Genomic DNA, 25,920 nt, shown 5'->3' on the forward strand with positions numbered 1-25,920 from the left:
CGGTCAGATTCCTTGTTCGCTGAGCCACAGGTTCAAGGCTGCCAGTTGCCACAGCTTTGAACCGCGCAGCGGCGTGAGCTGGCCGTGCGGGTCGCTGAGCAGGCGATCCAGCGCTGCGGGTTCGAACAGGCCGCGGTCCTGGCTCGGGTCCAGCAGCAGTTCACGCACCCAGTCCAGGGTCGCGCCTTGCAGGTGCTTGAGGCCCGGCACCGGGAAGTACCCTTTTTTGCGATCGATCACCTCGGCGGGGATGACCAGGCGCGCCGCCTCCTTGAGCACCTGTTTGCCGCCGTCCGGCAGTTTGAAGCGTGCTGGAATACGCGCCGACAGCTCCACCAGGCGGTAGTCGAGAAACGGCGTGCGGGCTTCCAGGCCCCAGGCCATGGTCATGTTGTCGACGCGTTTGACCGGGTCATCGACCAGCATCACCGTGCTGTCCAGGCGCAGGGCTTTGTCCACCGCCGCAGCGGCGCCGGGTTGGGCGAAATGCGCGCGGACAAAATCGCCCGCAGCGTCATGATTCACCTGCCAGGGGTGCTGGACGGTCGCGCGGTAGTCTTCAACACTGCGATCGAAGAACGCCTCGCGGTAAGCGCCAAACGGGTTTTGCGCGCCTTCAACGTGCGGGTACCAGTGATAACCAGCAAACAGCTCATCGGCGCCCTGGCCGCTTTGCACCACCTTGCAGTGTTTGGCGACCTCGCGCGACAGCAGGTAGAAGGCGATGCAGTCATGGCTGACCATCGGCTCGCTCATGGCGCGGAACGCGGCGGGCAATTGCTCGATGATCTCGCGCTCGTCGATGCGCAACTGATGATGGCGGGTACCGTAGTGGCGGGCGATCAGGTCGGAGTACTGGAACTCGTCACCGCGTTCGCCACCGGCATCTTCGAAGCCGATCGAGAAGGTCGACAGTTCCTCGACACCCACCTCACGCAACAGGCCGACCAGCAAGCTGGAATCGACCCCGCCAGACAACAGCACACCCACATCCACCGCAGCACGTTGACGAATCGCCACCGCTTCCCGGGTACTGTCCAACACCTGGTCGCGCCAGTCTTCCAGGCTCAGGTGCTGCTCGTCGCTGCGCGGGCCGTAGTGCAGTTGCCACCACACCTGCTGCTCAACGCGGCCTTGGGCATCCACGCGCATCCAGGTCGCAGGCGGCAGTTTCTCGATATTGGCCAGCAGGGTGCGTGGCGCTGGCACTACCGCATGAAAGTTGAGGTAGTGGTTCAGCGCGACCGGGTCGAGCACCGGGTTGATGTCGCCGCCTTGCAGCAGCGCCGGCAGGCTCGAGGCGAAGCGCAGGCGCTCGCCGTTGCGCGACAGGTACAGCGGTTTGACGCCCAGACGGTCACGGGCGAGAAACAGCTGTTGGCTGTCGCGTTCCCAGATCGCCAGGGCAAACATGCCATTCAGACGCGGCAACAAGTCGGCGCCCCAGGCGTGGTAGCCCTTGAGCAGCACTTCGGTGTCGCCGCCGGAATAGAAGGCATAGCCCAGGCTTTCCAGCTCACTGCGCAGTTCCGGGAAGTTGTAGATAGCGCCATTGAAGGCCAGCGACAGGCCCAGCTGATTATCGACCATCGGCTGCGCCGAGCCGTCAGACAAGTCCATGATTTTCAGGCGGCGATGGCCCAGGGCAATCGGCCCCTGGCTATGAAAACCCCAAGCGTCGGGGCCGCGAGGTGCCAGGTGGTGGGTTATTCGCTCGACGGCAGCGAGGTCTGCCGGGCGTGGTGGGTGGGCAATCGGGGTGAAACGAAACTCTCCAGCTAATCCGCACATAAGTCCTTACCGGTTTTGCCGTTGGGGAAGGTGCCCGAGTGTGGGCACCTAGGTAGTGACCGGTGCGGTTGGTGAGAGTTTTAGATCGATCAGTTATAAGGGCTTAGCTGCGTTTGCCCTTGCCGCGTATCAGCTCACGCAGCATGAAGCGGTTCGGGTGGCAGGCTTCGGCGACATCGCGCGGCACGGGAAGCGGGGCGTTATCGATCCAGGCGGCAATCAACTCGCCCGCCAACGGCGCCGTGATCAGCCCGCGCGAACCATGACCGCTGTTGATGTACAAGCCTTCAAACCAGGGGCAGGGCGTGTCGGGCAACTGGCGCGCGTCCTTGGCCAACACCGCGTAGTGCTGGTTGAACGTTGCCTGGTCTGCCAAGGGGCCGACGATGGGCAGGTAGTCGGGACTGGTGCAGCGAAACGCTGCCCGCCCTTGCAGGGTGTGTGGGTCAATCTGGTGGGCATCGAGGCGTTCGGCCAGGTCGCTGGAAATTTCTTCCAACAGGCGTAGGTTGCCGATGTGCTCACCGGCAGTGGGGGTAAGGTCGGTGCTATGGAAATCGAAACTGGCGCCCAGGGTGTGTTCGCCAGCGCGTGGAGGCGCCACGTAGCCGTCGGCACACACCACCGCTTTCAGCGTTTGGCTGTCTGCCGTGGCGGGCAGGCGAGTGATCTGCCCGCGTATGCGCTTGAGTGGCAGCGCTGCACAGGGGGCAAAGCGCTGAATCTCGGCAGCGGTGGCCAGCACCACCACAGGCGCACTGGCCAGGCACTTTTCACTTTCCCAGGCTTGCCACAGGCCGTCGACCTTGCGCAGTTCCATCACCTGGTGGTGAGTCAGCACGGTGATGTTCGGGTGCTGCAGTTGTGCCTGGCACAAGGCCGGTGGATGGACCCAGCCCGCCTCGGGATAAAACAGCCCACCGCTGGCCAGCGCCACCCCGGCCACGGATTCGGCCTGCTGACGATCCAGCAGGTGCAGCAGTTGTGGGTCGAAGGCGTTGGCCAGCAGCGCTTGGCGTTGTGCTTCCTTGGCGTCGAAAGCCAGTTGCAGCACGCCGCAGCTGTCCCAGTCCTGTCCGCGCTGCAGGGTTTCGAGCAGGCGTCGGGTGTAGCCGAAGCCACAGAGGATCAAGCGTGACAAGGCCGTGCCGTGGGCCGAGAGCTTCAGGTAAAGCACCCCTTGCGGATTACCCGAGGCTTCGGCCGCCACGCTGGCGTGGCGCTCCAGCACGGTGACCTGCCAGCCTCGGGTCGCCAGGCTCAAGGCGCTGGCGCAACCGGCCAGGCCGGCGCCGATCACCAGTGCCTGGCGCGGGCCGGGCAGGGGCGTGGGGCGGGCGAACCAGGGGGCGACCGCCGGGGCTGCAAGCGCTTCCGGCGGGGTGCCACGGAATATGCCGCGCAACACTTCCCACTTCTTGCCAATACCGGGAATGCGCTTCATCTCAAAGCCCACGGCGATCAGGCCGCGACGCACCCAGCCGGTGCTGGTGAAGGTGCCCAAGGTGGCGTTGGCGGCAGACAGGCGGCCAATCTGGGTGAACAGCTCAGGGGTCCACATTTGCGGGTTTTTCGCCGGGGCAAAACCGTCAAGAAACCAGGCGTCGACCTGTGCATCGAGCTGTGGCAATTGCTCCAGGGCGTCACCGATCATCAAGGTCAGGCGTACTCGGCCCTGATCGAAGACGAAGGTCTGGAAACCGTCATGTACCGCCACGTACTGCTTTAACAGTTGCGTGCTGAAGGGCGCCAGTTCCGGCCACAGCGCCAGGGCGCGGGACAGGTCGGCGTGGCTGAGCGGGTATTTTTCAACGCTGACGAAATGCAGGCGCGCCTGAGCATTGGCGCACTCGTTGAACAGTTGCCAGGCACAGAAGAAGTTCAGCCCGGTGCCGAAACCGGTTTCACCAATCACCAGGCACTGGCCGGACGGCAGCGCGCTCATGCGTTGGCGCAGGTCATTCTGGTCGATGAAGACGTGACGGGTTTCTTCCAGGCTCTGGTCCTTGGAGAAGTAGATGTCATCGAACTGGCGTGAATGGGGGCGGCCCTGGTCGTCCCAGTCGATCTGGGCGTAGCGGGTTTCTTCGGTCATGGTCGGCTCAGGTCAGGCTAGAGCGGCATTTTAGCTTACCCGGACAAACTCTACCCGGATCCGCTAGTCTTGCTTATCCATGTAGGGAGCCTGGTATGTTCGAATCCGCTGAAATTGGTCACGCCATCGACAAAGAAACCTACGATGCTGAAGTTCCGGCATTACGTGAAGCCTTGCTCGAGGCGCAGTTCGAGCTCAAGCAACAGGCGCGTTTTCCGGTCATTGTGCTGATCAACGGCATCGAAGGCGCTGGCAAGGGCGAGACCGTCAAGCTGCTCAACGAATGGATGGACCCGCGCCTGATCGAAGTGCGCACCTTTGACCAGCAGACCGACGAAGAGCTGGCCCGCCCTCCCGCCTGGCGCTATTGGCGCGCATTGCCGGCCAAGGGCCGAATCGGCGTGTTTTTCGGTAACTGGTACAGCCAGATGCTTCAGGGCCGAGTCCACGGCGTGTTCAAGGATGCGGTGCTCGACCAGGCCATTCGCGGTGCTGAGCGTCTGGAAGAGATGCTCTGCGACGAAGGCGCTCTGATTTTCAAATTCTGGTTTCACCTGTCGAAAAAACAGATGAAAGCCCGGCTCAAGGCGCTCAAGGACGACCCGCTGCACAGCTGGCGTATCAGCCCGCTGGACTGGCAGCAATCGGAAACCTACGACCGTTTCGTCCGCTTCGGTGAGCGGGTATTGCGCCAGACCAGCCGTGACTACGCGCCCTGGCATGTAATCGAAGGTGCTGATCCGCACTACCGCAGCCTGGCGGTCGGGCGCATTTTGCTTGAAGGCCTGCAAACCGCGCTCAAAGCGCAGCATGCGCCGATCCATCAGGCCAACATTGCGCCATTGGGGCAGAGTATCGACCAGCGCACCTTGCTCGGCAGCCTGGATTTGACCCTGCGCCTGGACAAGAACGACTACCAGGAGCAATTGATCACCGAACAAGCGCGTCTGGCCGGTTTGTTACGCGACAAGCGTATGCGCCGTCATGCCCTGGTGGCGGTGTTTGAAGGCAACGACGCCGCCGGCAAGGGCGGCGCCATCCGCCGCGTGGCTGCGGCACTCGACCCGCGTCAGTACCGCATCGTGCCGATTGCCGCGCCTACCGAGGAAGAGCGTGCGCAACCCTACCTGTGGCGTTTCTGGCGGCATGTCCCGGCGCGTGGCAAGTTCACCGTGTTCGACCGTTCCTGGTACGGCCGGGTGCTGGTTGAGCGGGTCGAGGGCTTCTGCACCCAGGCCGACTGGATGCGCGCCTATGGCGAGATCAACGACTTCGAAGAGCAACTGACCAACGCCGGTGTGGTGCTGGTCAAGTTCTGGTTGTCGATCGATGAGCAAACTCAGCTGGAGCGTTTCAAAGAGCGAGAGCAAATCCCGTTCAAGCGCTTCAAGATTACCGAGGAAGACTGGCGCAATCGCGACAAGTGGGGGCAGTACGCTGCCGCAGTGGAAGACATGGTCGACCGCACCAGTACCGAGATCGCACCCTGGACGCTGGTGGAAGCCAATGACAAGCGTTGGGCGCGGGTCAAAGTGTTGCGCACCATCAACGATGCGTTGGAAGCTGCATTCAAACGTGACAGCAAGAAGTAGCTGCTGATCGCGGGGCAAGCCCGCTCCTACACCGGTAGGAGCGGGCTTGCCCCGCGATCATCGCTCTACCACAGGACTTCTGGGAATGATGTGCTGAAATCTTTTCCACAATTGTACCTGTCGGCCCCCCGCACCCAACCCGTAGAATTCAGCTTCCCCCCACCACAGGGCTATTGAGGCTGGTATGCACATTTCTTCCGGACGCTGGGTCTATGGCCTTTGCCTTTCGCTATTGACCGCTTTGCTCTGGGGCATCCTGCCGATCAAGCTCAAGCAAGTACTGCAGGTAATGGACCCGATCACCGTTACCTGGTTTCGCCTGTCGGTGTCTGGCGGCCTGCTGCTGGCCTGGCTGGCGGCAAGCAAACAACTGCCGTCGTTCGGCCGCCTCGGGCGCAAGGGCTGGGGGTTGGTGGCGCTGGCCACCGGAGGCCTGGTCGGCAACTACGTGCTGTACCTGATGGGCTTGAACCTGCTCAGCCCCGGCACTGCGCAACTGGTTGTGCAGCTTGGCCCGGTCATGTTGCTGGTAGCCAGTGTGTTCCTGTTCAAGGAGCGCTTCAGCGTCGGTCAGGGAATCGGCCTGGCAATCCTGCTGTTGGGTTTTGGGCTGTTCTTCAATCAGCGTCTGGAAGAACTGCTGACGTCGCTGAGCGTTTACACCACCGGTGTCTTGACCATAATCCTGGCCACCACCATCTGGGTGTTCTATGCCCTGAGCCAGAAGCAGTTGCTGACGGTATGGAATTCGATGCAGGTGATGATGGTGATCTACCTGTGTTGCGCGGTGCTGCTGACGCCCTGGGTGCATCCACTTGAAGCGCTGCAGTTAACCCCTGTGCAAGGCTGGTTGCTGCTGGCGTGCTGCTTGAACACCTTGGTGGCCTATGGTGCATTCGCTGAAGCACTGGCGCACTGGGAGGCGTCGAAAGTCAGTGCGACGCTGGCGCTGACCCCGTTGGTGACTTTCGTTGCCGTTGCGCTGGCGGCCTGGTTCTGGCCTGACTTCGTGCATGCCGAACAGATCAATTCACTGGGCTACCTTGGCGCGATGGTGGTGGTGCTGGGTTCCATCCTGACTGCGTTGGGCCCTTCACTGGTGGCCGGCTGGCGGGCCAGACGCGTGCGCCTGGCCCGTTGATTCAGCCTTTCTTGCCGGGTTCGAGCATGTCTTGCGGGCGCACCCACTGATCGAATTGCTGGTTGGTGAGGTAGCCCAGGGTCAGCGCCGCCTCGCGTAAGGTGGTGCCTTCGCTGTAGGCCTTTTTGGCAATCTCCGCGGCTTTGTCATAGCCGATGTGCGGGTTCAGGGCGGTGACCAGCATCAGCCCGCGCTCCAGGTGCGCGGCCATCTGCTCGGCGTCGGGTTCGATGCCAGCGACGCAATGCTGCTGGAAGTTGCTGCAGCCGTCGGCCAATAGCTCGATCGACTGCAGCAGGTTGTGGATGATCACCGGCTTGAACACGTTCAACTGCAGGTGCCCCTGGCTGGCGGCAAAGCCGATCGCGGTGTCGTTGCCCAGCACCTGGCAGGCCAGCATCGACAGTGCTTCACACTGGGTCGGGTTGACCTTGCCGGGCATGATCGAGCTGCCCGGTTCGTTGGCCGGCAAACGCACTTCAGCCAGGCCAGCACGCGGACCGGAGCCGAGCAGGCGCAGGTCGTTGGCCAGCTTCATCAGCGCCACAGCGAGGGTTTTCAGGCCACCGGCGAGGGTGGTCAGCGGCTCATGCCCGGCGAGGGCGGCGAACTTGTTCGGCGCGGTGACGAACGGCAGCCCGGAGAGTGCCGCCAGCTCAGCGGCAACGGCTTCGGCGAACCCGTGCGGGGCATTGAGCCCGGTACCCACGGCCGTGCCGCCCTGGGCCAGTTCGCACACCGCAGGCAAGGCGGAGCGGATTGCCCGTTGGGCGTAGTCGAGCTGGGCAACATAAGCCGAGAGTTCCTGGCCAAAGGTGATCGGTGTGGCATCCATCATATGGGTGCGACCGGTCTTGACCAGGTGCTGATGACGGGCCGACAGCTCCGCCAGCCCCGCCGACAACTCTGCAATCGCCGGCAGCAAGTGATGCTGCACCGCCTGGGCGGCGGCAATGTGCATGGCGGTGGGGAAGCAATCGTTGGAGCTTTGCGAGCGGTTGACGTGGTCATTGGGGTGTACCGGGACCTTGCCGCCACGGCCCTTGCCGGCCAACTCATTGGCGCGCCCGGCAATCACTTCATTGACGTTCATGTTGCTCTGGGTGCCGCTGCCGGTTTGCCAGACGACGAGTGGAAACTGATCGTCGAGCTGGCCGTCGAGCACTTCGTCGGCAGCCTGTTCAATCAGCCGGGCAATTTCCGCGGGAAGGTCTCCGTTGCGGTTATTGACCCGGGCAGCGGCTTTTTTGATCAGCGCCAGGGCATGCAGGACGGCAAGCGGCATGCGCTCTTTGCCAATGGCGAAGTTGATCAGCGAGCGTTGCGTCTGGGCACCCCAGTAGGCCTGTTCAGGAACTTCGACCGGCCCCAGGCTGTCAGTTTCGATGCGGCTCATGCTGCGCTCACTCCCTTGTGGTCTGAATTCGCAGTTTAGGTCCCTTTTTGTCGCAGCGGTTCCATCGCTCGTCGACCCACTTGAGTGCCGTACCCTGGTCGGCGCAGAATGCTCTACTCTGGGGTACTACCTCCTCTGTCTAATGAAGGAATTACGATGACCCGTCTTCGCGCCCTTTGCACTGCTGTTGCGCTGGTCTGCGCCAGCGGCCAGGTGCTTGCCGATACCGCTAGCCACAATGCCAGTGCCGAAAAATTCCTCATGATGGCGCACGCTGACAAGCTGGGCACCCCTGTGTACATGCAGGTGCAACAGATGTTTGCCCAGCGTTTCGAGCAAACCAAGGCCCCGGCTTCGAAGAAGTCCGTGCTCGACAGCTACCAGGCCAAGGCGAATGCCGCCCTGGACCAGGCGATCGGCTGGAACAAGCTCAAGCCGGACATGGTCAAGCTCTACACCACCACCTTCACCGAGCAAGAACTGAAGGACCTGGTTGCCTTCTATCAATCGCCACTGGGCAAGAAAGTCCTGGAAAAAATGCCGCAGGTGACCCAGCAATCGGCCCAGCTGACTCAGCAGAAGCTGGAAAGCGCCGTGCCTGTGGTCAACAAGCTGTTGGCTGATATGACCAAGGAACTTGACCCTAACGCCGGCAAAGCCGCGCCAGCGAAGAAGTAATCGCGGAGTTGTCCATGTCGATGCAGCAAAAAATTGAACAGAGCCTGGCCGCGCTGGCGCCGCAGCACCTGTCGGTGCTCGACGAAAGCCACATGCACAGCCGTGGGCAAGAGACCCACTACAAGGCGGTGCTGGTCAGTGAGCTGTTCGAGGGCCTCAATAGCGTTAAACGCCATCAGAAGGTCTACGCCACCCTGGGTGACTTGATGGGGCAGTTCCATGCCCTGGCCCTGCACACCTACACCCCCGAAGAATGGCAGAAGATCGGCGCAGCGCCTGCTTCGCCGACCTGTGCCGGTGGTAGCAAACACTGATTTCATCATCAGGTATTTGCTAGAATGTGCAACGCGCCGCTCGTCGGCGCGTTTTTTTTGCTATCCGGTCCGCCCTTTGCGAGGGTGACCACCTGGAGATTTACTGCATGAGTCACCCTATCGTCGTTGCGGCGCTGTACAAATTCGTCACCCTTAAAGATTACGTCGAGCTGCGCGAGCCGCTGCTTGAAACCATGCTGGCCAATGACGTCAAGGGCACCTTGCTGCTTGCCGAAGAAGGCATCAACGGCACCGTTTCCGCCAGCCGTGAAGGCATCGATGGCCTGCTGGCCTGGCTGCGCAGCGATGCCCGCCTGGTGGATATCGACCACAAGGAATCGTACTGCGACGAACAACCGTTCTATCGCACCAAGGTCAAGCTCAAGAAAGAGATCGTTACCCTGGGCGTGCCGGGCGTAGACCCGAACCACACGGTGGGTACCTACGTCGAGCCGCAGGACTGGAACGCGCTGATCAGCGATCCTGAAGTGCTGCTGATCGATACCCGCAATGACTACGAAGTGGCGATTGGTACTTTCGAAGGTGCGATCGACCCGAAAACCACCACGTTCCGTGAGTTCCCCGAGTACATCAAGGCCAACTTCGACCCGGCACGCCACAAAAAGGTGGCGATGTTCTGCACTGGTGGTATTCGCTGCGAGAAAGCTTCCAGCTACATGCTCGGTGAAGGTTTCGAAGAGGTCTATCATCTTAAGGGCGGGATCCTGAAATACCTCGAAGAGGTGCCTCAGGATGAAAGCCGCTGGCAGGGCGACTGCTTCGTGTTCGACAACCGGGTCACCGTGCGTCATGACCTCAGCGAAGGCGACTACGACCAGTGCCATGCCTGCCGTACCCCGATCAGCGTCGAGGAGCGCGCGTCCGAACACTACTCGCCAGGCATCAGTTGCCCACATTGCTGGGACAGCCTGAGCGAAAAGACCCGACGCAGCGCCATCGACCGGCAGAAGCAGATTGAGCTGGCCAAGGCCCGCAACATGCCGCACCCGATCGGCCACAACTACCGCAAAGCAGCCGAGGCCTGATAGATGTCTGCACGCCTGCTCTATGTGATGGACCCGATGTGCTCGTGGTGCTGGGGGTTTGCGCCAGTGGCCCAGGCCTTGATCGCCCAGGCCCGCGACGCCGGGATCGACACCCAGTTGGTGCCCGGCGGCCTGCGCACCGGCAGCAGCGCGCTGGACGCATCGACCCGTGGTTACATCCTTGAGCATTGGCAAGCGGTCAACCAGGCCACTGGCCAGCCTTTCACCCTGGAAGGGGCGATGCCGGACGGTTTTGTCTATGACACTGAACCTGCCTGCCGGGCGCTGGTGGCAGCCCGCGGGCTCGACCGGCAGCGCACTTGGGCGTTGCTGGCGGCGATTCAGCAGGCGTTCTATCAGGGCGGCGAAGACGTCACCCGTGCGCCCGCGTTGGTAGAGCTGGCCGAGCAGGTCGGCTTTGAGCGGGCGCTGTTTGCCGAACGCTTTGCCAGTGCCGAAGTACGTTCGGCCACCGCGTCTGATTTCACTTGGGTTCAGGACCTGGGCATTGCCGGCTTCCCCACCTTGTTGGCCGAGCGTAACGGCCAACTGGCGTTGCTGACCAATGGCTATCAGTCGCTCGACGCCTTGAGTCCGCTGCTCGGCCGTTGGCTGCAGCAGGCTGCCTGTGCTTGATCTTCCCGGGTCACCCGACCCTGTGCCGGGGCCTGCCCCGGTTGCTGCCGATCGGTTGAGCTGGGCGGAAATTCGCCGCTTGGCCCTGCACCATAAAAAAGCCTTGTGGATTGCCAACGGTGTCGCGGTATTGGCGGCGCTGTGCAGTGTGCCGATTCCTTTGCTGCTGCCATTGCTGGTTGATGAAGTCTTGCTCGGGCATGGCGATGCGGCACTCAAATGGATGAATCAGCTGCTGCCCGACAGTTGGCAGGTGGCAGCGGGCTACATCGGTCTGATGCTGGTGGTGACGCTCTGCCTGCGCTGCGCGGCGCTGGCTTTCAACGTGATTCAGGCCAAGCTGTTCGCCGGCCTTGCCAAAGACATTGTCTATCGCCTGCGCATCCGCCTGATCGAACGGCTCAAGCGAATTTCCCTGAAGGAATACGAAAGCCTGGGCAGTGGCACGGTCACCACGCACCTGGTCACCGACCTGGACACGTTGGACAAGTTCGTCGGTGAAACCCTCAGCCGTTTCCTCGTCGCCATGCTGACCCTGACCGGCACAGCGGCCATTCTCATGTGGATGCACTGGAAGCTGGCGCTGTTGATCTTGCTGTTCAACCCCTTGGTGATTTTTGCCACGGTGCAGTTGGGCAAACGGGTCAAACACCTGAAAAAGCTCGAGAACGACAGCACCTCGCGCTTTACCCAGGCGCTGAGCGAAACCCTGGACGCCATTCAGGAAATTCGTGCCAGCAATCGCCAGGGCTATTTCCTCGGGCGCCTGGGCTTGCGCGCGCAGGAAGTGCGTAACTATGCAGTAGCCTCGCAGTGGAAAAGCGATGCCAGTGGCCGGGCCAGCGGCCTGCTGTTCCAGTTCGGCATTGATATCTTCCGCGCCGCAGCGATGTTGACCGTGTTGTTCTCCGACCTGTCGATTGGCCAGATGCTGGCGGTGTTCAGCTACCTGTGGTTCATGATCGGTCCGGTGGAGCAGTTGTTGAACCTGCAATATGCCTACTACGCCGCTGGCGGTGCGCTGACCCGGCTCAATGAGTTGCTGGCGCGTGCCGACGAGCCGCAGTACCCCGGTGGTATCGATCCGTTCAAGGGGCGTGACACCGTCGGTATCGAAGTGCAGGGACTGCGCTTTGCCTATGCCGATGAGCCGGTGCTCGACCAGTTGAACCTGTCTATCGCGCCGGGCGAGAAGGTTGCGATTGTGGGCGCCAGTGGTGGCGGCAAGAGCACCCTGGTGCAATTGCTGCTTGGGCTTTACAGCGCTCAGGCCGGCAGCATCCGCTTCGGTGGCTCGACCTTGCAGGAGATCGGTCTGGAAACCCTGCGTGAACATGTTGCGGTGGTGCTCCAGCACCCGTCGCTGTTCAACGACACCGTGCGCGCCAACCTGACCATGGGCCGTGACTGCAGCGACGAGGCGTGTTGGCAGGCGTTGGGCGTTGCCCAGCTCGAGAGCACCGTCGCGGCCATGCCACGCGGGCTTGATACCGTGGTCGGGCGCTCGGGTGTTCGCTTGTCAGGTGGTCAGCGCCAGCGTCTGGCGATTGCGCGCATGGTGCTGGCGGAGCCGAAAGTGGTGATTCTCGATGAGGCCACCTCAGCGCTCGATGCAGCCACTGAATACAACCTGCATCAGGCCCTGGCGCGCTTCCTCAGTGCACGTACTACGTTGATCATTGCCCACCGCTTGTCTGCCGTTAAGCAGGCCGACCGTGTGCTGGTTTTCGATGGTGGGCATGTGGCCGAGGATGGCGATCATCAGCAGTTGATTGCCGACGGTGGGTTGTACGCCAAACTGTACGGACATTTGCAACAGAGCTGAGAGTAATACACCGGGGAAATGAGAAAAGCGCTCTAGTCGGGCGCAAATAGCCTAGGCTGTGCATTTATAAAATAAAGAATCATTCGGCTCTTTGTGAAAGGGACCTCATGAAGCACACACGGACTTCCGAAGCCCCGAATCTGTTGGGCATCATCTGGCCATTTGTTGCCGTGGTGCTGTTCCAGGCGCTGTTGGGGGGCATTAGCTTGTACGCCTTGTCTGCCGTGCGCGGTTACGTGGCGGGCGAGAGCCTTTGGTCCAAGGGCCAGAAAGACGCCATCTATTACCTCAACCTGTACGCCGACAGCCACGATGAAGCGGTGTTTCGCAAGTATCAAAAGGCCTTCGCGGTGCCGCAGGGTGGGCATGAATTGCGCGCCGCCCTGGATTTGCCTTCACCGGATCTTGAGGCTGCACGCCGCGGTATCCTGCAGGGCGGCAACCACCCTGATGACGTTTCCAGCCTGATCTGGCTCTATCTGAATTTTCGTCACGTCAGCTACATGGGCAAAGCCATTGAGCTGTGGGCCGTGGGCGATAGTTTTCTCGTTCAACTGGACCAGCTTGCCCAGCAGATGCATGAAGGCTTTCGCTCCGGGACGGCAACGGCTCAGAACGTGGCCGAGTGGAAGTCACGCATTGCCACCATCAACGACGGCGTAACGCCCGCCGCCAGGGCTTTCAGTGATGCGTTGGGCGAGGGCTCGCGGGTACTGTTGCGGGTACTGTTGCTGACCAACCTTGCCACAGCCCTGTTCTTGATTGCCCTGGCCTGGAGGCGCTCAAGCAAGTTGCTGGCGCAACGTCAGGCGTTTGCCAATGCGTTGCAGGTAGAAAAAGAACGGGCGCAGATCACCCTTGAGTCGATTGGCGACGGCGTGATCACCACCGACGTCGAAGGCTGCATCGCCTATATGAACCCGGCAGCCGAACAGCTGACCCATTGGCATGCCGCTCAGGCTCAGGGGTTGCCGTTGGCGTCGTTGTTCAGTCTGCTGGATGACAATGCCGAGAAAGACAGCCAGACACTGGTCGAGCGCATCCTCAGTGGCGGTCTCAAGAGCGGCAGCGACCACACCCAATTGATCCAGCGCCTTGATGGCAGCACGGTGTCGGTCACCTTGGTCGGTGCGCCGATCATGGCTGAAGGGCAGATCAGCGGCATCGTGCTGGTGCTCCACGACATGACCCAGGAGCGCCAATACATCGCCAACCTGTCCTGGCAGGCAACGCATGATGCCCTGACCGGGCTGGCCAACCGCCGGGAGTTCGAGTATCGCCTGGAACAGGCCCTCAATGCCCTGGCGCGCAAACCCTCACAACATGCCTTGATGTTTCTCGACCTCGATCAGTTCAAGTTGGTCAACGATACCTGCGGGCATGCGGCCGGTGACGAACTGCTTCGGCACATCTGTGCCGTGCTACAGGCCGGTTTGCGCGACGGCGATACCTTGGCACGGCTCGGTGGCGATGAATTCGGCATCCTGCTGGAGAACTGTCCACAGGAGCAGGCTGAACGCATTGCCGAGGGACTGCGCCAGGCGGTGCAAAGCCTGCACTTCGTCTGGAAGGGAAGGCCGTTCATGACCACGGTGAGCCTCGGCCTGGTACACATTGCGCAGGCACCTACCACCCTGGAAGCCTCCCTGCGGGCGGCTGATATGGCCTGCTACATGGCCAAAGAGAAGGGTCGCAACCGGGTGCAGGTGTACCATACTGACGACAGTGAGTTGTCCATCCGCTTCGGTGAAATGGCCTGGATTCAACGCCTTCACGTGGCGCTGGAAGAAAACCGCTTTTGTCTGTACGCCCAGGAAATCGCCGCCCTGGGCACTGATAACGGGGCTGGGCACATTGAGATCCTGCTGCGTCTGCAAGATGAAAACGGACGCATCATTCTGCCTGACAGTTTCATTCCTGCCGCTGAGCGTTACGGGCTGATGACGGCCCTGGACCGCTGGGTGGTGCGCAGTGTGTTCAAGGTTATCCGTCAATGTCTGGATGAGCGGCACGAGGGGCCGCTGGCGATGTGCGCGATCAACTTGTCCGGCAGCAGTATTGGTGATGACAAGTTCCTGGAGTACCTGAAGCGTCTGTTTGGTGAGTATGCGATCCCACCCCACATGATTTGTTTCGAAATCACCGAAACTAGCGCCATCGCGAACCTGGGGAGTGCGATACGCTTCATCAACGAACTCAAAAGCCTGGGGTGCCGGTTCTCCCTGGATGACTTCTGTGCCGGGATGTCGTCGTTCGCGTATTTGAAGCATTTACCCGTAGACTTCCTGAAAATCGACGGAAGTTTTGTCAAAGACATGCTCGACGACCCGGTTAACCGCGCTATGGTAGAGGTCATCAATCACATTGGTCATGTCATGGGCAAGCGCACCATTGCCGAGTTCGTTGAAACGCCGATGATCGAACAGGCGCTGCAGGACATAGGCGTCGACTACGCCCAGGGGTACCTGATCGAGCGACCGCAGGTGTTTACCTGTGAAAGCCTGCAGCGCCAACGGATTGTTGCGAGACCCTTGCTGTTCAAGGCACCCGGGACCTTTCGCTGAACATCCGCACAATAATCACAAGGAATTAAGGAGCAGACAGTGATTGACGCGTTTATCCGTACGGGCCCGTTGATGGACCCGACCAGCTACCCGCTGTGGGCTCAACAGTTGATCAAGGACTGTTTCGAGAGCAAGCGCCGGGTGGTGGAGCACGAACTCTATCAACGCATGCGCGATGGCCGGCTCAGTGCCCGCACCATGCGCCAGTACCTGGTGGGCGGCTGGCCAGTGGTCGAGCAGTTCTCCTTGTACATGGCCACCAACCTGACCAAAACCCGCTATGCCCGCCACCCCGGCGAAGACATGGCGCGTCGCTGGCTGATGCGCAACATCCGCGTTGAACTCAATCATGCCGACTACTGGCTGTACTGGAGCCAGGCCCATGGTGTGAGCCTGGAAGACCTGCAGGCCCAGGATGTGCCGACCGAGCTCAACGGCCTGAGTGACTGGTGCTGGCATACCTGTGCAGCCGACTCGCTGGTTGTTGCTGTCGCGGCTACTAACTATGCGATTGAAGGGGCGACGGGGGAGTGGTCGGCGGTGGTCTGTTCAACCGGCGTGTATGCCCAGGGCTTTCCGGAGGAAGGGCGCAAGCGTGCGATGAAGTGGCTGAAGATGCATGCCCAGTACGACGATGCCCACCCTTGGGAGGCATTGGAAATTGTCTGCACGCTGGCGGGCAATAACCCGACGCAGGCGCTGCAGGCCGAATTGCGCCGGGCTATTTGCAAGAGCTACGACTACATGTATCTGTTCCTGGAGCGCTGCATGCAGCTGGAACAGCGCCAGCCCACCCGTGCTCAGGCGGAGCTGGTCGAAGGCTGAACTTACTGGGCGTTGAAGGCCTGGCCGTTGACGCCAGTGCTGTCGGGGCCCATCAAGTACAGGTACACCGGCATGATCTGCTCGGGCAGCGGGTTGTTCTCCGGGTTCTCGCCCGGATAGGCCTGCGCACGCATGCTGGTGCGGGTCGCGCCAGGGTTGATGCTGTTGGCACGTACCGGCGCGACACCTTCCAGCTCGTCAGCGAGGGTTTGCATCAGGCCCTCGGTGGCGAATTTGGAGACGCCATAAGCGCCCCAGTAGGCCCGGCCTTTGCGCCCGACGCTGCTGGAGGTGAAGATCACCGACGCATCCTGAGACAGCTTGAGCAGTGGCAGCAGGGTGCTGGTGAGCATGAACATGGCATTCACGTTGATTTGCATGACGCGCATGAAGTTGTCGCCCGACAGCTGCTCCAGCGGCGTACGCGGGCCGATGATCGAGGCGTTGTGCAGCAGGCCGTCGATATGGCCGAACTCGCTTTCGATCATGGCCGCCAGTTCGTCGTACTGATGCGGCAGGGCGGTTTCCAGGTTGAACGGGATGACCGCAGGCTTCGGATGGCCGGCCGCTTCGATCTCGTCGTAGACCTGGCTCAGGTTGGCTTCGGTTTTGCCCAGCAGCAGTACGGTAGCGCCGTGGGCGGCGTAGGCTTTGGCAGCCGCTGCGCCGATTCCGCGACCAGCGCCGGTGACCATGATGGTCCGGCCTTTGAGCAGGTCGGGGCGGGCGGAGTAATCGAACATGGGGTTACCTTGGGGGAATGGGGTGATTTTTATCGCGGGGCAAGCCCGCTCCCACCGTGACCTTGTGGGAGCGGGTTTGCCCCGCGATGCCTGTCAAATCAGCAGCCGCAAAGCGCGCTATCAAGCACCTTGCGCAGCTCCAGCGGATGATCGACCACCACATCCGCACCCCAGTTGTTGGGGTTGTCGTCTGGATGAATATAGCCGTAGCGAACTGCCGCCGTACGGGTGCCGGCATCGCGGCCAGACTCGATATCGCGCAGGTCGTCACCGACGAACAGCACGCTGGCAGGGTCCAGGTTCAGGGTCTTGCAGGCGAGGATCAGCGGCTCGGGATCCGGTTTGCTGTTTTTCACGTGATCCGGGCAAATCAGCAGTGCCGAGCGTTCGGCCAGGCCGAGTTGCTGCATGATTGGCTCAGCGAAGCGCACTGGCTTGTTGGTCACCACGCCCCACAGCAGGTTGCCTTTCTCGATATCGGCCAGCAGTTCGGCCATACCGTCGTAGAGCTTGCTGTGAATCGCGCAGCCTTGCTGGTAGCGCTCAAGGAACTCCAGGCGCAAGGCTTCAAATTCCGCAGCCTCCGGATCGAGGTTGAAGGTGACCGAAACCATCGCTTTGGCGCCCCCGGAAACCACATCGCGAATGCGCTGGTCGTCGATGGCCGGCAAGCCGCGCTCGGCAAGCATCGCCTGGCAAATGGCAATGAAATCCGGCGCCGTGTCGAGCAGGGTGCCGTCCATGTCAAAAAGTACTGCTCTAAGGCGCATGCTTATTCCTCGCGCAAGGTCTGGATCATGTAGTTGACGTCAACGTCGTTGGCCAGCTTGTAGTGCTTGGTCAGCGGGTTGTAGGTCAGGCCGATGATGTCCTTGACGTTCAGACCGGCTTCACGGCTCCAGGCACCCAGCTCGGAAGGGCGGATGAATTTCTTGAAGTCATGGGTGCCGCGCGGCAGCAGCTTCATGATGTATTCGGCGCCGATGATCGCGAACAGGTAGGCCTTGGGATTACGGTTGATGGTCGAGAAAAACACCTGGCCGCCCGGTTTGACCATGCGGTAGCAGGCGCGGATCACCGACGACGGGTCGGGTACGTGCTCAAGCATTTCCAGGCAGGTGACTACGTCGAATTGCTCGGGCATTTCTTCGGCCAGGGCTTCGGCAGTGATCTGCCGGTATTCGACTTGCACGCCGGATTCGAGCTGGTGCAACTGAGCTACCGCCAGTGGCGCTTCGCCCATGTCGATGCCGGTGACCGTGGCGCCGCGCTGGGCCATGGCTTCGCTGAGGATGCCGCCACCGCAGCCAACGTCGAGGACTTTTTTGCCGGCCAGCTTGACCCGCTCATCGATCCAGTTGACCCGCAGCGGGTTGATGTCGTGCAGCGGCTTGAACTCGCTTTCGCGGTCCCACCAGCGGTGGGCCAGGGCTTCGAACTTGGCGATTTCGGCGTGGTCGACGTTGCTCATGGAACGGTCCTCTGAAACTTTGATTAAAGGTGTTACGGGCGGACAGCCAACGCTGCCCGCCGGTTATTCGGTGTGCTCGCCAATGCGCTGGCCCCAGTTGCTGGCAGTGGCGTGCAGTGCCTGTTCGTCCATACGGGTCAGGCGGCGCTCGTCGAGCAATTGCTTGCCTGCGACCCAGACGTGCTTCACGCAGTCGCGGCCGCAGGTGTAAATCAGTTGTGAAACCGGCTCGTAGATCGGTTGCTGAGCCAGGCCGGACAGGTCGAATGCCACCAGGTCGGCGGCCTTGCCTATTTCCAGCGATCCAGTCAGTGCTTCCAGCCCCAGCGCTCGGGCGCCATTGAGCGTCGCCATGCGCAATGCCCGATGGGCATCCAGCGCCGCTGCCGAACCGGCCACGGCCTTGGCCAACAAGGCCGCCGTGCGGGTTTCGCCGAGCAGATCAAGGTCGTTGTTGCTGGCTGCGCCATCGGTGCCGACGGCCACATTGACACCCGCCTGCCACAGGCGTTCGACCGGGCAGAAGCCGCTGGCCAGCTTGAGGTTGGATTCCGGGCAATGCACCACACTGGTGTTGCTTTCTACCAGCAGGGCCAGGTCGTCGTCGCTGACCTGGGTCATGTGTACCGCCTGCAGGCGCGGTCCGAGCAGGCCGAGACGGGCCAGGCGCTCCAGAGGGCGCTCGTTGCGGGTTGCCAGCGATTGCTCAACCTCGTAGGCGGTTTCATGGATGTGCATGTGAATCGGCGCATCCAACTCCTCGGCAATCACCCGGATTTTTTCCAGGTTCTCGTCACTGACGGTATAGGGCGCATGCGGGCCCATGGCGACGGTGATGCGCGGGTGGTGGCGCAAGTCGCCGAACAGCTCGACCGCCTGGTGCAGGCCTTCCTCGGTGCTGCGGGCGCCCGGGATCGGGAAATCCAGTAGCGGCACGGCGATCTGGGCACGGATACCACTGTTGTGCACCCGTTCAGTGGCGATCCTGGGGAAAAAGTACATGTCGGCAAAACAGGTGATACCACCTTTGATTTGCTCGGCAATCGCCAGGTCCGTGCCGTCGCGCACGAAGTCTTCATCGACCCAGCGGCCTTCGGCGGGCCAGATATGTTGCTCAAGCCAGGTCATCAGCGGTAGATCGTCAGCCAGGCCGCGAAATAGTGTCATGGCCGCGTGGCCGTGAGCGTTGATCAGGCCGGGGCTGAGCAGGCAGCCTGGCAGCTCCCGGGTTTCGGCCGCTACGTAGCGTTCGGCTTCGGCCCGAGGGCCGATGAACACAATCTGGCCATCGCGAATGCCCAGGCCATGATCCTTCAATACCACCCCGGCAGGTTCGACAGGCACCAGCCAGCTAGGCAGGAGCAGCAAGTCGAGCGGCGTAGCGGGTTTGGGCATGGCAGGATTTCCCTGGGCACTTGGACTGAGGGCGAAGTATACCCGAGCGTCTGCGCCCGGGGCTCGCTATAATCGTACGCTTTTGATGTCCGGATGATGGAGTGAGGCATGCGCGATCGGTTACTGGCGGCAGACACGGTGAAAGCCATCGATTGGCGCGACGGTGTCCTGTACCTGCTCGACCAGCGCGCGCTGCCGTCGCAACACCTCTGGCACGCCTGCGCCGATGCTGCGCAAGTGGCCCAGGCTATTCGCGCCATGGTGGTGCGCGGGGCGTCCGCCATTGGCATCAGTGCGGCCTACGGCCTGGCCATGGCGGTACGCCAGCGCCTGGCGCAGGGTGACGATTGGGAAATGGCTCTGGAGGAAGATTTTGACCTGCTGGTGCATGCACGCCCCACCGGTGCCAACTTGTTCTGGGCGCTCAACCGCATGCGTGAGCGCTTGCTGCGGGTCAAGGAAGGCGAGGATGTGGCGGCAATCATGCTTGCCGAGGCAGTGGCCATCCACGACAGCGACCGCGAAGCCAATCTGACCATGGCGCAGTTGGGGGTCGAGCTGATGCGCAAGCATCAGGGCAATGAACAGGCGATCCTGACGCACGGCAATACCGGTGCGCTGGCGACCGGGGGCGTGGGGACCGCGCTGGGCGTGATCCGCGCAGCGCACCTGGAGGGCATGGTCGAGCGGGTGTATGTCGATGAAACCCGACCCTGGCTGCAGGGCTCGCGCCTGACGGCCTGGGAATTGGAGGGGGCGGGCATTGCGGTAACGGTCAATGCGGATTCCGCCGCTGCGCACCTGATGAAAACCAAGGGTATTACCTGGGTTATCGTTGGTGCCGACCGCATTACCGCCAATGGCGATGTGGCCAGCAAAATCGGCACTTATCAGTTGGCGGTCAACGCCATGCACCACGGCGTGCGTTTCATGGTCGTGGCCTCCAGTTCCAGCATTGATATGAATCTGGAGAACGGCGAAGACATTTTGCTCGAAGAGCGCAGCGCCAGTGAGTTGCTGGACTTCGGCGACAAGTGCCTGGGGGCAGCAGTCGAAGCCTTTAACCCGGTGTTTGACGTCACGCCGGCTGACCTGATCGATGTCATAGTGACCGAGAAAGGTATCGTCGAGCGGCCCGACACCGTCAAGCTGGCTCAATTGATGTGTCGCAAGCGTTTGCATTGACTGTTTACACCCGTCTGGCGCCTGTTGTGGCGATTAGCGGGCGTTACTGACGAGCAGTAGGGTAGTAGTGCCGCAGGCTACTCCCACCGTCTGGGCGATTGTGGTAACATCCGACGGTTTCCAAGGCAGCCCAAGAAGGCTGTCTTTACTGCGCAGATCCATGGCTTAACTCGTTGATTTGTCGTAAGTCGCTGCAAGGAGTCGCTTTGCAGCGGCGAGCTTCGTTCGTCCCATATGGATGTGACGAGGTTTCACCAGAAAAAGGAATCAGGCTTCTCATGGGCGAACTGGCCAAAGAAATCCTCCCGGTCAATATCGAAGACGAACTGAGACAGTCCTACCTCGACTACGCGATGAGCGTCATTGTCGGGCGTGCACTGCCCGATGCGCGTGATGGCTTGAAGCCCGTGCATCGCCGCGTTCTGTATGCGATGAGCGAACTGGGTAACGACTGGAACAAACCGTACAAGAAATCCGCCCGTGTGGTCGGTGACGTGATCGGTAAGTACCACCCGCATGGTGATATCGCCGTTTACGACACCATCGTACGTATGGCTCAGCCGTTCTCGCTGCGTTACCTGCTGGTCGACGGCCAGGGTAACTTCGGTTCGGTGGATGGCGACAACGCCGCTGCCATGCGATACACCGAAGTGCGCATGACCAAGCTGGCTCATGAACTGCTGGCGGACCTGCACAAAGAAACCGTCGACTGGGTGCCCAACTACGACGGCACCGAGCAGATCCCGGCGGTCATGCCGACCAAGATCCCCAACCTGCTGGTCAACGGTTCCAGCGGTATCGCCGTGGGCATGGCGACCAACATTCCGCCACATAACCTCGGTGAAGTCATCGACGGCTGCCTGGCGCTGATCGATAACGCCGATATCACGGTTGATGAGCTCATGGAGTTCATCCCGGGGCCGGATTTCCCGACGGCTGCCATCATCAACGGCCGCCAGGGCATCATCGAGGCTTACCGTACCGGCCGCGGGCGCATTTACATGCGTGCGCGCTCCACGATCGAAGACATCGACAAGGTTGGTGGCCGCCAGCAGATCGTCGTTACCGAGCTGCCTTACCAGCTGAACAAAGCGCGCCTGATCGAAAAGATCGCCGAGCTGGTCAAGGAAAAGAAACTCGAAGGCATCACTGAACTGCGCGACGAGTCCGACAAAGACGGTATGCGTATCGTCATTGAGCTGCGTCGTGGCGAAGTGCCAGAGGTGATTCTCAACAACCTCTACGCCCAGACTCAGCTGCAGGCAGTGTTCGGCATCAACATCGTTGCGCTGATCGACGGCCGCCCGCGTGTCCTCAACCTCAAGGACCTGCTCGAAGCGTTCGTTCGCCATCGCCGCGAAGTGGTTACCCGTCGTACTGTGTTCGAGCTGCGCAAGGCGCGTGAACGTGGCCATATCCTTGAAGGTCAGGCGGTTGCGCTGTCCAACATCGATCCGGTCATCGCCCTGATCAAGGCCTCGCCGACCCCGTCGGAAGCCAAGGAAGCACTGATCAGCACACCGTGGGAATCCAGCGCAGTGCAGGTCATGGTCGAGCGCGCCGGTGCCGACTCCTGCCGTCCGGAAAACCTCGACGAGCAGTACGGCCTGCGTGATGGCAAGTACTTCCTCTCGCCAGAGCAGGCCCAGGCCATTCTGGACTTGCGCTTGCACCGCCTGACCGGTCTCGAGCACGAGAAGCTGCTGGCCGAATACCAGGAGATTCTCAACCAGATCGGCGAGCTGATCCGCATCCTCAACAGCGCCGAGCGCCTGATGGAAGTGATCCGCGAAGAGCTCGAGCTGATCCGCGCTGAATACGGCGACGTGCGCCGCACCGAAATTCTCGATGCGCGTCTGGACTTGACCCTGGGTGACATGATTCCGGAAGAAGACCGGGTTGTGACCATCTCCCATGGCGGCTACGCCAAGACCCAGCCGCTGGCGGCCTACCAGGCCCAGCGTCGTGGTGGTAAAGGTAAATCGGCTACCGGCGTCAAGGACGAGGACTACATCTCGCACCTGCTGGTCGCCAACAGTCACACCACGCTGCTGCTGTTCTCCAGCAAGGGCAAGGTGTACTGGCTCAAAACCTATGAAATCCCTGAAGCTTCCCGTGCCGCACGTGGTCGACCGCTGGTCAACCTGTTGCCGCTGGACGAAGGTGAGTACATCTCGACCATGTTGCCGGTCGAAGAGTACACCGAAGGTCACTTCATCTTCATGGCCACCGCTAACGGTACTGTGAAGAAGACCCCGCTGGAGTCCTTCAGCCGTCAGCGCAGCGTCGGTCTGATCGCGCTGGAACTGGACGAAGGTGACGTGCTGATTTCCGCCGCCATTACCGATGGTGAGCGCGAGGTCATGCTGTTCTCCGACGCCGGTAAGGTCACTCGCTTCAAAGAGTCCGACGTGCGCGCCATGGGCCGTACCGCTCGCGGTGTCCGCGGTATGCGACTGGGCGAAGGGCAGAAGTTGATCTCGATGATCATTCCGGAGGAGGGCAGCCAGATCCTCACCGCTTCCGAGCGTGGCTATGGCAAGCGTACCGAGATCGGCGAGTTCCCTGAGTACAAGCGTGGCGGCCAAGGTGTAATTGCCATGGTCAGCAACGAGCGTAACGGTCGTCTGGTGGGTGCTGTACAGGTGCAGGATGGCGAAGAAATCATGCTGATTTCCGACCAGGGCACCCTGGTACGTACCCGTGTCGGCGAAGTGTCCAGCCTGGGGCGTAACACCCAGGGCGTGACCCTGATCAAGCTGGCCAGCGACGAAACCCTGGTAGGTCTGGAGCGTGTCCAGGAGCCGTCCGAAGAGGAAGGTGACGAGGACTACGAAGAAGAGGCGGGCGCCATTGATGCACCAGAGGCTCAGGCCGCTGGCGATGAAGAGGCACCGCAGGAATAAACAACGCAGTAGCGTAACCCTGGTGGGGTGGTCGTCGCGGTGCATTGTGCGCCGCCGACCACCGCCACGGACATCAAGAGCAGAGCGAGAGTGGATGTGAGCAAACGAGCCTTTAACTTCTGCGCAGGCCCTGCTGCGCTCCCTGACGCTGTCCTGCAGCGCGCCCAGGCCGAAATGCTGGACTGGAACGGTAAGGGTCTGTCCGTGATGGAAATGAGCCATCGTAGCGACGACTACGTAGCCATTGCCGAGAAGGCCGAGCAAGACCTGCGCGACCTGATGTCCATTCCCGCCAATTACAAAGTGTTGTTCCTGCAGGGCGGTGCGAGCCAGCAATTCGCTGAGATCCCGCTGAACCTGCTGCCTGAAAGCGGCACTGCCGACTACATCGAAACCGGTATCTGGTCGAAGAAGGCCATCGACGAAGCGCGTCGCTATGGCAACATCAATATCGCGGCCAGCGCCAAGCCTTACGACTACCTGAGCATTCCTGGTCAGAACGAGTGGAACCTGACCCCGGGCGCCGCCTACGTGCATTACGCTACCAACGAGACTATCGGAGGTCTGCAATTTGACTGGGTGCCGCAAACCGGTGACGTACCGCTGGTCGCCGACATGTCCTCGGACATTCTGTCTCGTCCGATCGACGTCAGCGACTTTGGCCTGATCTATGCCGGCGCACAAAAGAACATCGGCCCGAGCGGCCTGGTGGTGGCGATCGTGCGTGAAGACCTGCTCGGTCGTGCCCGTAGCAGCTGCCCGACCATGCTTGACTACAAAATCGCGGCCGACAACGGCTCGATGTACAACACTCCAGCGACCTATTCCTGGTACCTCTCCGGCCTGGTGTTCGAGTGGCTGAAGGAGCAGGGTGGGGTGGCGGCCATCGAGCAGCGCAACCGCGCCAAGAAAGACCGTCTGTACGGCTTTATCGACAGCAGCGACTTCTACAGCAACCCGATCAGTGTCAACGCCCGCTCCTGGATGAACGTTCCGTTCCGTCTGGCGGACGAGCGCCTGGACAAAGCCTTCCTCGCCGGCGCTGATGCCCGTGGTCTGCTCAACCTCAAGGGTCACCGTTCGGTAGGCGGCATGCGTGCCTCGATCTACAACGCGCTGGGCCTGGACGCTGTGGAGGCACTGGTGGCCTACATGGCTGAATTCGAGAAGGAGCACGGCTGATGTCGGAGCAGGAACTCAAGGCGCTGCGGGTGCGCATTGACAGTCTCGACGAGAAGATTCTCGAGCTGATCAGTGATCGCGCGCGCTGTGCCCAGGAAGTGGCGCGGGTCAAAATGGCTGCGCTGCCTGCAGGCGAAGAGCCGATTTTCTATCGCCCGGAGCGTGAAGCCCAAGTGCTCAAGCGTGTCATGGAGCGTAACCAGGGGCCGCTCGGCAACGAGGAAATGGCCCGTTTGTTCCGTGAGATCATGTCGTCGTGCCTGGCGCTTGAGCAGCCGCTCAAGGTCGCTTACCTGGGGCCTGAGGGTACCTTTACCCAGGCGGCCGCCATGAAGCACTTCGGTCATGCGGTGATCAGCAAGCCTATGGCCGCCATCGACGAAGTGTTCCGCGAAGTGGCGGCCGGTGCGGTCAACTTTGGCGTGGTACCGGTGGAAAACTCTACCGAAGGTGCGGTCAACCACACCCTCGACAGTTTCCTCGAGCACGACATGGTGATCTGTGGTGAAGTCGAGTTGCGTATTCACCACCACTTGCTGGTGGGCGAAAACACCAAGACCGACAGCATCAGCCGTATCTACTCCCACGCCCAGTCGCTGGCGCAGTGCCGTAAGTGGCTGGATGCCCATTACCCGAACGTTGAGCGTGTTGCTGTATCGAGCAACGCCGAGGCGGCCAAGCGGGTCAAGGGTGAGTGGAACTCGGCAGCTATCGCCGGTGATATGGCCGCAGGCCTTTACGGCCTGACGCGTCTGGCCGAGAAGATCGAAGACCGTCCGGACAACTCTACGCGCTTCCTGATGATCGGTAATCAGGAAGTGCCGCCGACCGGCGACGACAAGACCTCGATCATCGTCTCCATGAGCAACAAGCCGGGCGCCTTGCACGAGTTGCTGGTGCCGTTCCATGAGAACGGTATCGACCTGACCCGTATCGAGACGCGTCCATCGCGCAGTGGCAAGTGGACCTACGTGTTCTTCATCGATTTCATGGGCCATCACCGCGACCCGTTGATCAAGGCTGTTCTGGAGAAAATCAGCCAGGAAGCCGTGGCCCTCAAAGTATTGGGTTCCTATCCCAAAGCGGTGCTGTGAAGCAATGAGTGGCATGCATGCAGATTTGAATAGGGTCCTGC

20 protein-coding genes are annotated in these 25,920 nt (G+C 61.2%); 13 read left to right on the plus strand and 7 right to left on the minus strand.

What is annotated here, in order from left to right; translation table 11 throughout:
- Nucleotides 1-3: 3 nt before the first annotated feature.
- Nucleotides 4-1,791 (minus strand): N-acetylglutaminylglutamine amidotransferase, encoded by a 1,788-nt coding sequence (locus tag ACP6KB_RS07245; RefSeq protein ID WP_442112919.1) that lies wholly within the window; start codon nucleotides 1,789-1,791, stop codon nucleotides 4-6.
- A gap of 103 nt (nucleotides 1,792-1,894) precedes the next feature.
- The gene (gene mnmC / locus ACP6KB_RS07250; RefSeq protein ID WP_442112921.1) at nucleotides 1,895-3,886 is read right to left on the minus strand and encodes a bifunctional tRNA (5-methylaminomethyl-2-thiouridine)(34)-methyltransferase MnmD/FAD-dependent 5-carboxymethylaminomethyl-2-thiouridine(34) oxidoreductase MnmC; all 1,992 of its coding nucleotides are present in this window, start codon (nucleotides 3,884-3,886) and stop codon (nucleotides 1,895-1,897) included.
- A 95-nt stretch (nucleotides 3,887-3,981) separates the two neighbouring features.
- Here mnmC and pap point away from each other — a divergent pair, with 95 nt between their 5' ends.
- The gene (gene pap, locus ACP6KB_RS07255; protein WP_442112923.1) at nucleotides 3,982-5,478 is read left to right on the plus strand and encodes a polyphosphate:AMP phosphotransferase; all 1,497 of its coding nucleotides are present in this window, start codon (nucleotides 3,982-3,984) and stop codon (nucleotides 5,476-5,478) included.
- Nucleotides 5,479-5,662: 184 nt separating this feature from the next.
- On the plus strand, nucleotides 5,663-6,619 hold the full coding sequence (locus tag ACP6KB_RS07260) for a DMT family transporter (protein WP_442112925.1): 957 nt from the start codon (nucleotides 5,663-5,665) through the stop codon (nucleotides 6,617-6,619).
- Between the two features lies 1 nt (nucleotide 6,620).
- Here ACP6KB_RS07260 and ACP6KB_RS07265 read toward each other — a convergent pair whose 3' ends face one another.
- Entirely contained in the window at nucleotides 6,621-8,015 is a 1,395-nt protein-coding gene (locus ACP6KB_RS07265; RefSeq protein ID WP_442112927.1) for a class II fumarate hydratase, read from the minus strand.
- 156 nt (nucleotides 8,016-8,171) lie between these two features.
- On the opposite strand from ACP6KB_RS07265, the gene ACP6KB_RS07270 reads away from it, so the two are divergent.
- The 7 genes from ACP6KB_RS07270 to ACP6KB_RS07300 all read left to right on the plus strand — a co-directional run bounded on the left by ACP6KB_RS07270 (nucleotide 8,172) and on the right by ACP6KB_RS07300 (nucleotide 15,903).
- The gene (locus tag ACP6KB_RS07270) at nucleotides 8,172-8,693 is read left to right on the plus strand and encodes a DUF2059 domain-containing protein (RefSeq protein WP_133215979.1); all 522 of its coding nucleotides are present in this window, start codon (nucleotides 8,172-8,174) and stop codon (nucleotides 8,691-8,693) included.
- A gap of 14 nt (nucleotides 8,694-8,707) precedes the next feature.
- Nucleotides 8,708-9,007, plus strand: a complete 300-nt coding sequence (locus tag ACP6KB_RS07275; protein WP_442112930.1) for a BolA family protein — start codon at nucleotides 8,708-8,710, stop codon at nucleotides 9,005-9,007.
- Between the two features lie 107 nt (nucleotides 9,008-9,114).
- A complete protein-coding gene (gene trhO / locus ACP6KB_RS07280) occupies nucleotides 9,115-10,053 on the plus strand; it encodes an oxygen-dependent tRNA uridine(34) hydroxylase TrhO (RefSeq protein ID WP_442112932.1) in 939 nt (312 codons plus the stop codon).
- A gap of 3 nt (nucleotides 10,054-10,056) precedes the next feature.
- Complete coding sequence (locus tag ACP6KB_RS07285) at nucleotides 10,057-10,689, plus strand: DsbA family protein (protein WP_442112934.1); 633 nt, start codon at nucleotides 10,057-10,059, stop codon at nucleotides 10,687-10,689.
- Nucleotides 10,682-12,514 (plus strand): ABC transporter ATP-binding protein, encoded by a 1,833-nt coding sequence (locus ACP6KB_RS07290; RefSeq protein WP_442112938.1) that lies wholly within the window; start codon nucleotides 10,682-10,684, stop codon nucleotides 12,512-12,514. Before ACP6KB_RS07285 ends, ACP6KB_RS07290 begins: the two co-directional genes overlap by 8 nt.
- A gap of 107 nt (nucleotides 12,515-12,621) precedes the next feature.
- Complete coding sequence (locus ACP6KB_RS07295) at nucleotides 12,622-15,078, plus strand: EAL domain-containing protein (protein ID WP_442112940.1); 2,457 nt, start codon at nucleotides 12,622-12,624, stop codon at nucleotides 15,076-15,078.
- Nucleotides 15,079-15,150: 72 nt separating this feature from the next.
- The gene (locus ACP6KB_RS07300; protein ID WP_442114271.1) at nucleotides 15,151-15,903 is read left to right on the plus strand and encodes a TenA family transcriptional regulator; all 753 of its coding nucleotides are present in this window, start codon (nucleotides 15,151-15,153) and stop codon (nucleotides 15,901-15,903) included.
- A 2-nt stretch (nucleotides 15,904-15,905) separates the two neighbouring features.
- On the opposite strand, the gene ACP6KB_RS07305 is transcribed toward ACP6KB_RS07300, so the two are convergent.
- From ACP6KB_RS07305 to ACP6KB_RS07320, 4 genes are all read right to left on the minus strand, one after another.
- The gene (locus ACP6KB_RS07305) at nucleotides 15,906-16,646 is read right to left on the minus strand and encodes a YciK family oxidoreductase (protein ID WP_442112942.1); all 741 of its coding nucleotides are present in this window, start codon (nucleotides 16,644-16,646) and stop codon (nucleotides 15,906-15,908) included.
- A gap of 98 nt (nucleotides 16,647-16,744) precedes the next feature.
- Complete coding sequence (gene mupP, locus ACP6KB_RS07310; RefSeq protein WP_442112944.1) at nucleotides 16,745-17,416, minus strand: N-acetylmuramic acid 6-phosphate phosphatase MupP; 672 nt, start codon at nucleotides 17,414-17,416, stop codon at nucleotides 16,745-16,747.
- A gap of 2 nt (nucleotides 17,417-17,418) precedes the next feature.
- A complete protein-coding gene (gene ubiG, locus ACP6KB_RS07315) occupies nucleotides 17,419-18,117 on the minus strand; it encodes a bifunctional 2-polyprenyl-6-hydroxyphenol methylase/3-demethylubiquinol 3-O-methyltransferase UbiG (protein ID WP_442112946.1) in 699 nt (232 codons plus the stop codon).
- Nucleotides 18,118-18,180: 63 nt separating this feature from the next.
- Nucleotides 18,181-19,512 (minus strand): TRZ/ATZ family hydrolase, encoded by a 1,332-nt coding sequence (locus ACP6KB_RS07320; protein ID WP_442112948.1) that lies wholly within the window; start codon nucleotides 19,510-19,512, stop codon nucleotides 18,181-18,183.
- Between the two features lie 108 nt (nucleotides 19,513-19,620).
- Between ACP6KB_RS07320 and mtnA the strand changes: the two genes are divergently transcribed.
- The 4 genes from mtnA (at nucleotide 19,621) to pheA (ending at nucleotide 25,879) form a co-directional block, all read left to right on the plus strand.
- Nucleotides 19,621-20,697 (plus strand): S-methyl-5-thioribose-1-phosphate isomerase, encoded by a 1,077-nt coding sequence (mtnA, locus tag ACP6KB_RS07325; protein ID WP_442112950.1) that lies wholly within the window; start codon nucleotides 19,621-19,623, stop codon nucleotides 20,695-20,697.
- Nucleotides 20,698-20,975: 278 nt separating this feature from the next.
- Nucleotides 20,976-23,603: a DNA gyrase subunit A gene (gene gyrA / locus ACP6KB_RS07330; protein WP_442112952.1), complete on the plus strand. Its 2,628-nt coding sequence runs from the start codon at nucleotides 20,976-20,978 to the stop codon at nucleotides 23,601-23,603.
- A gap of 96 nt (nucleotides 23,604-23,699) precedes the next feature.
- Nucleotides 23,700-24,785 carry a 3-phosphoserine/phosphohydroxythreonine transaminase gene (gene serC, locus ACP6KB_RS07335; protein WP_442112954.1) on the plus strand — a complete coding sequence of 362 codons (1,086 nt, stop codon included), beginning with the start codon at nucleotides 23,700-23,702 and terminating at the stop codon, nucleotides 24,783-24,785.
- Complete coding sequence (pheA, locus tag ACP6KB_RS07340) at nucleotides 24,785-25,879, plus strand: prephenate dehydratase (protein WP_442112956.1); 1,095 nt, start codon at nucleotides 24,785-24,787, stop codon at nucleotides 25,877-25,879. Before serC ends, pheA begins: the two co-directional genes overlap by 1 nt.
- The last annotated feature ends 41 nt before the right edge of the window (nucleotides 25,880-25,920 follow it).

The organism is Pseudomonas sp. NUPR-001, assembly GCF_052147955.1.
In the GTDB taxonomy this organism is placed as follows: Bacteria; Pseudomonadota; Gammaproteobacteria; order Pseudomonadales; family Pseudomonadaceae; genus Aquipseudomonas.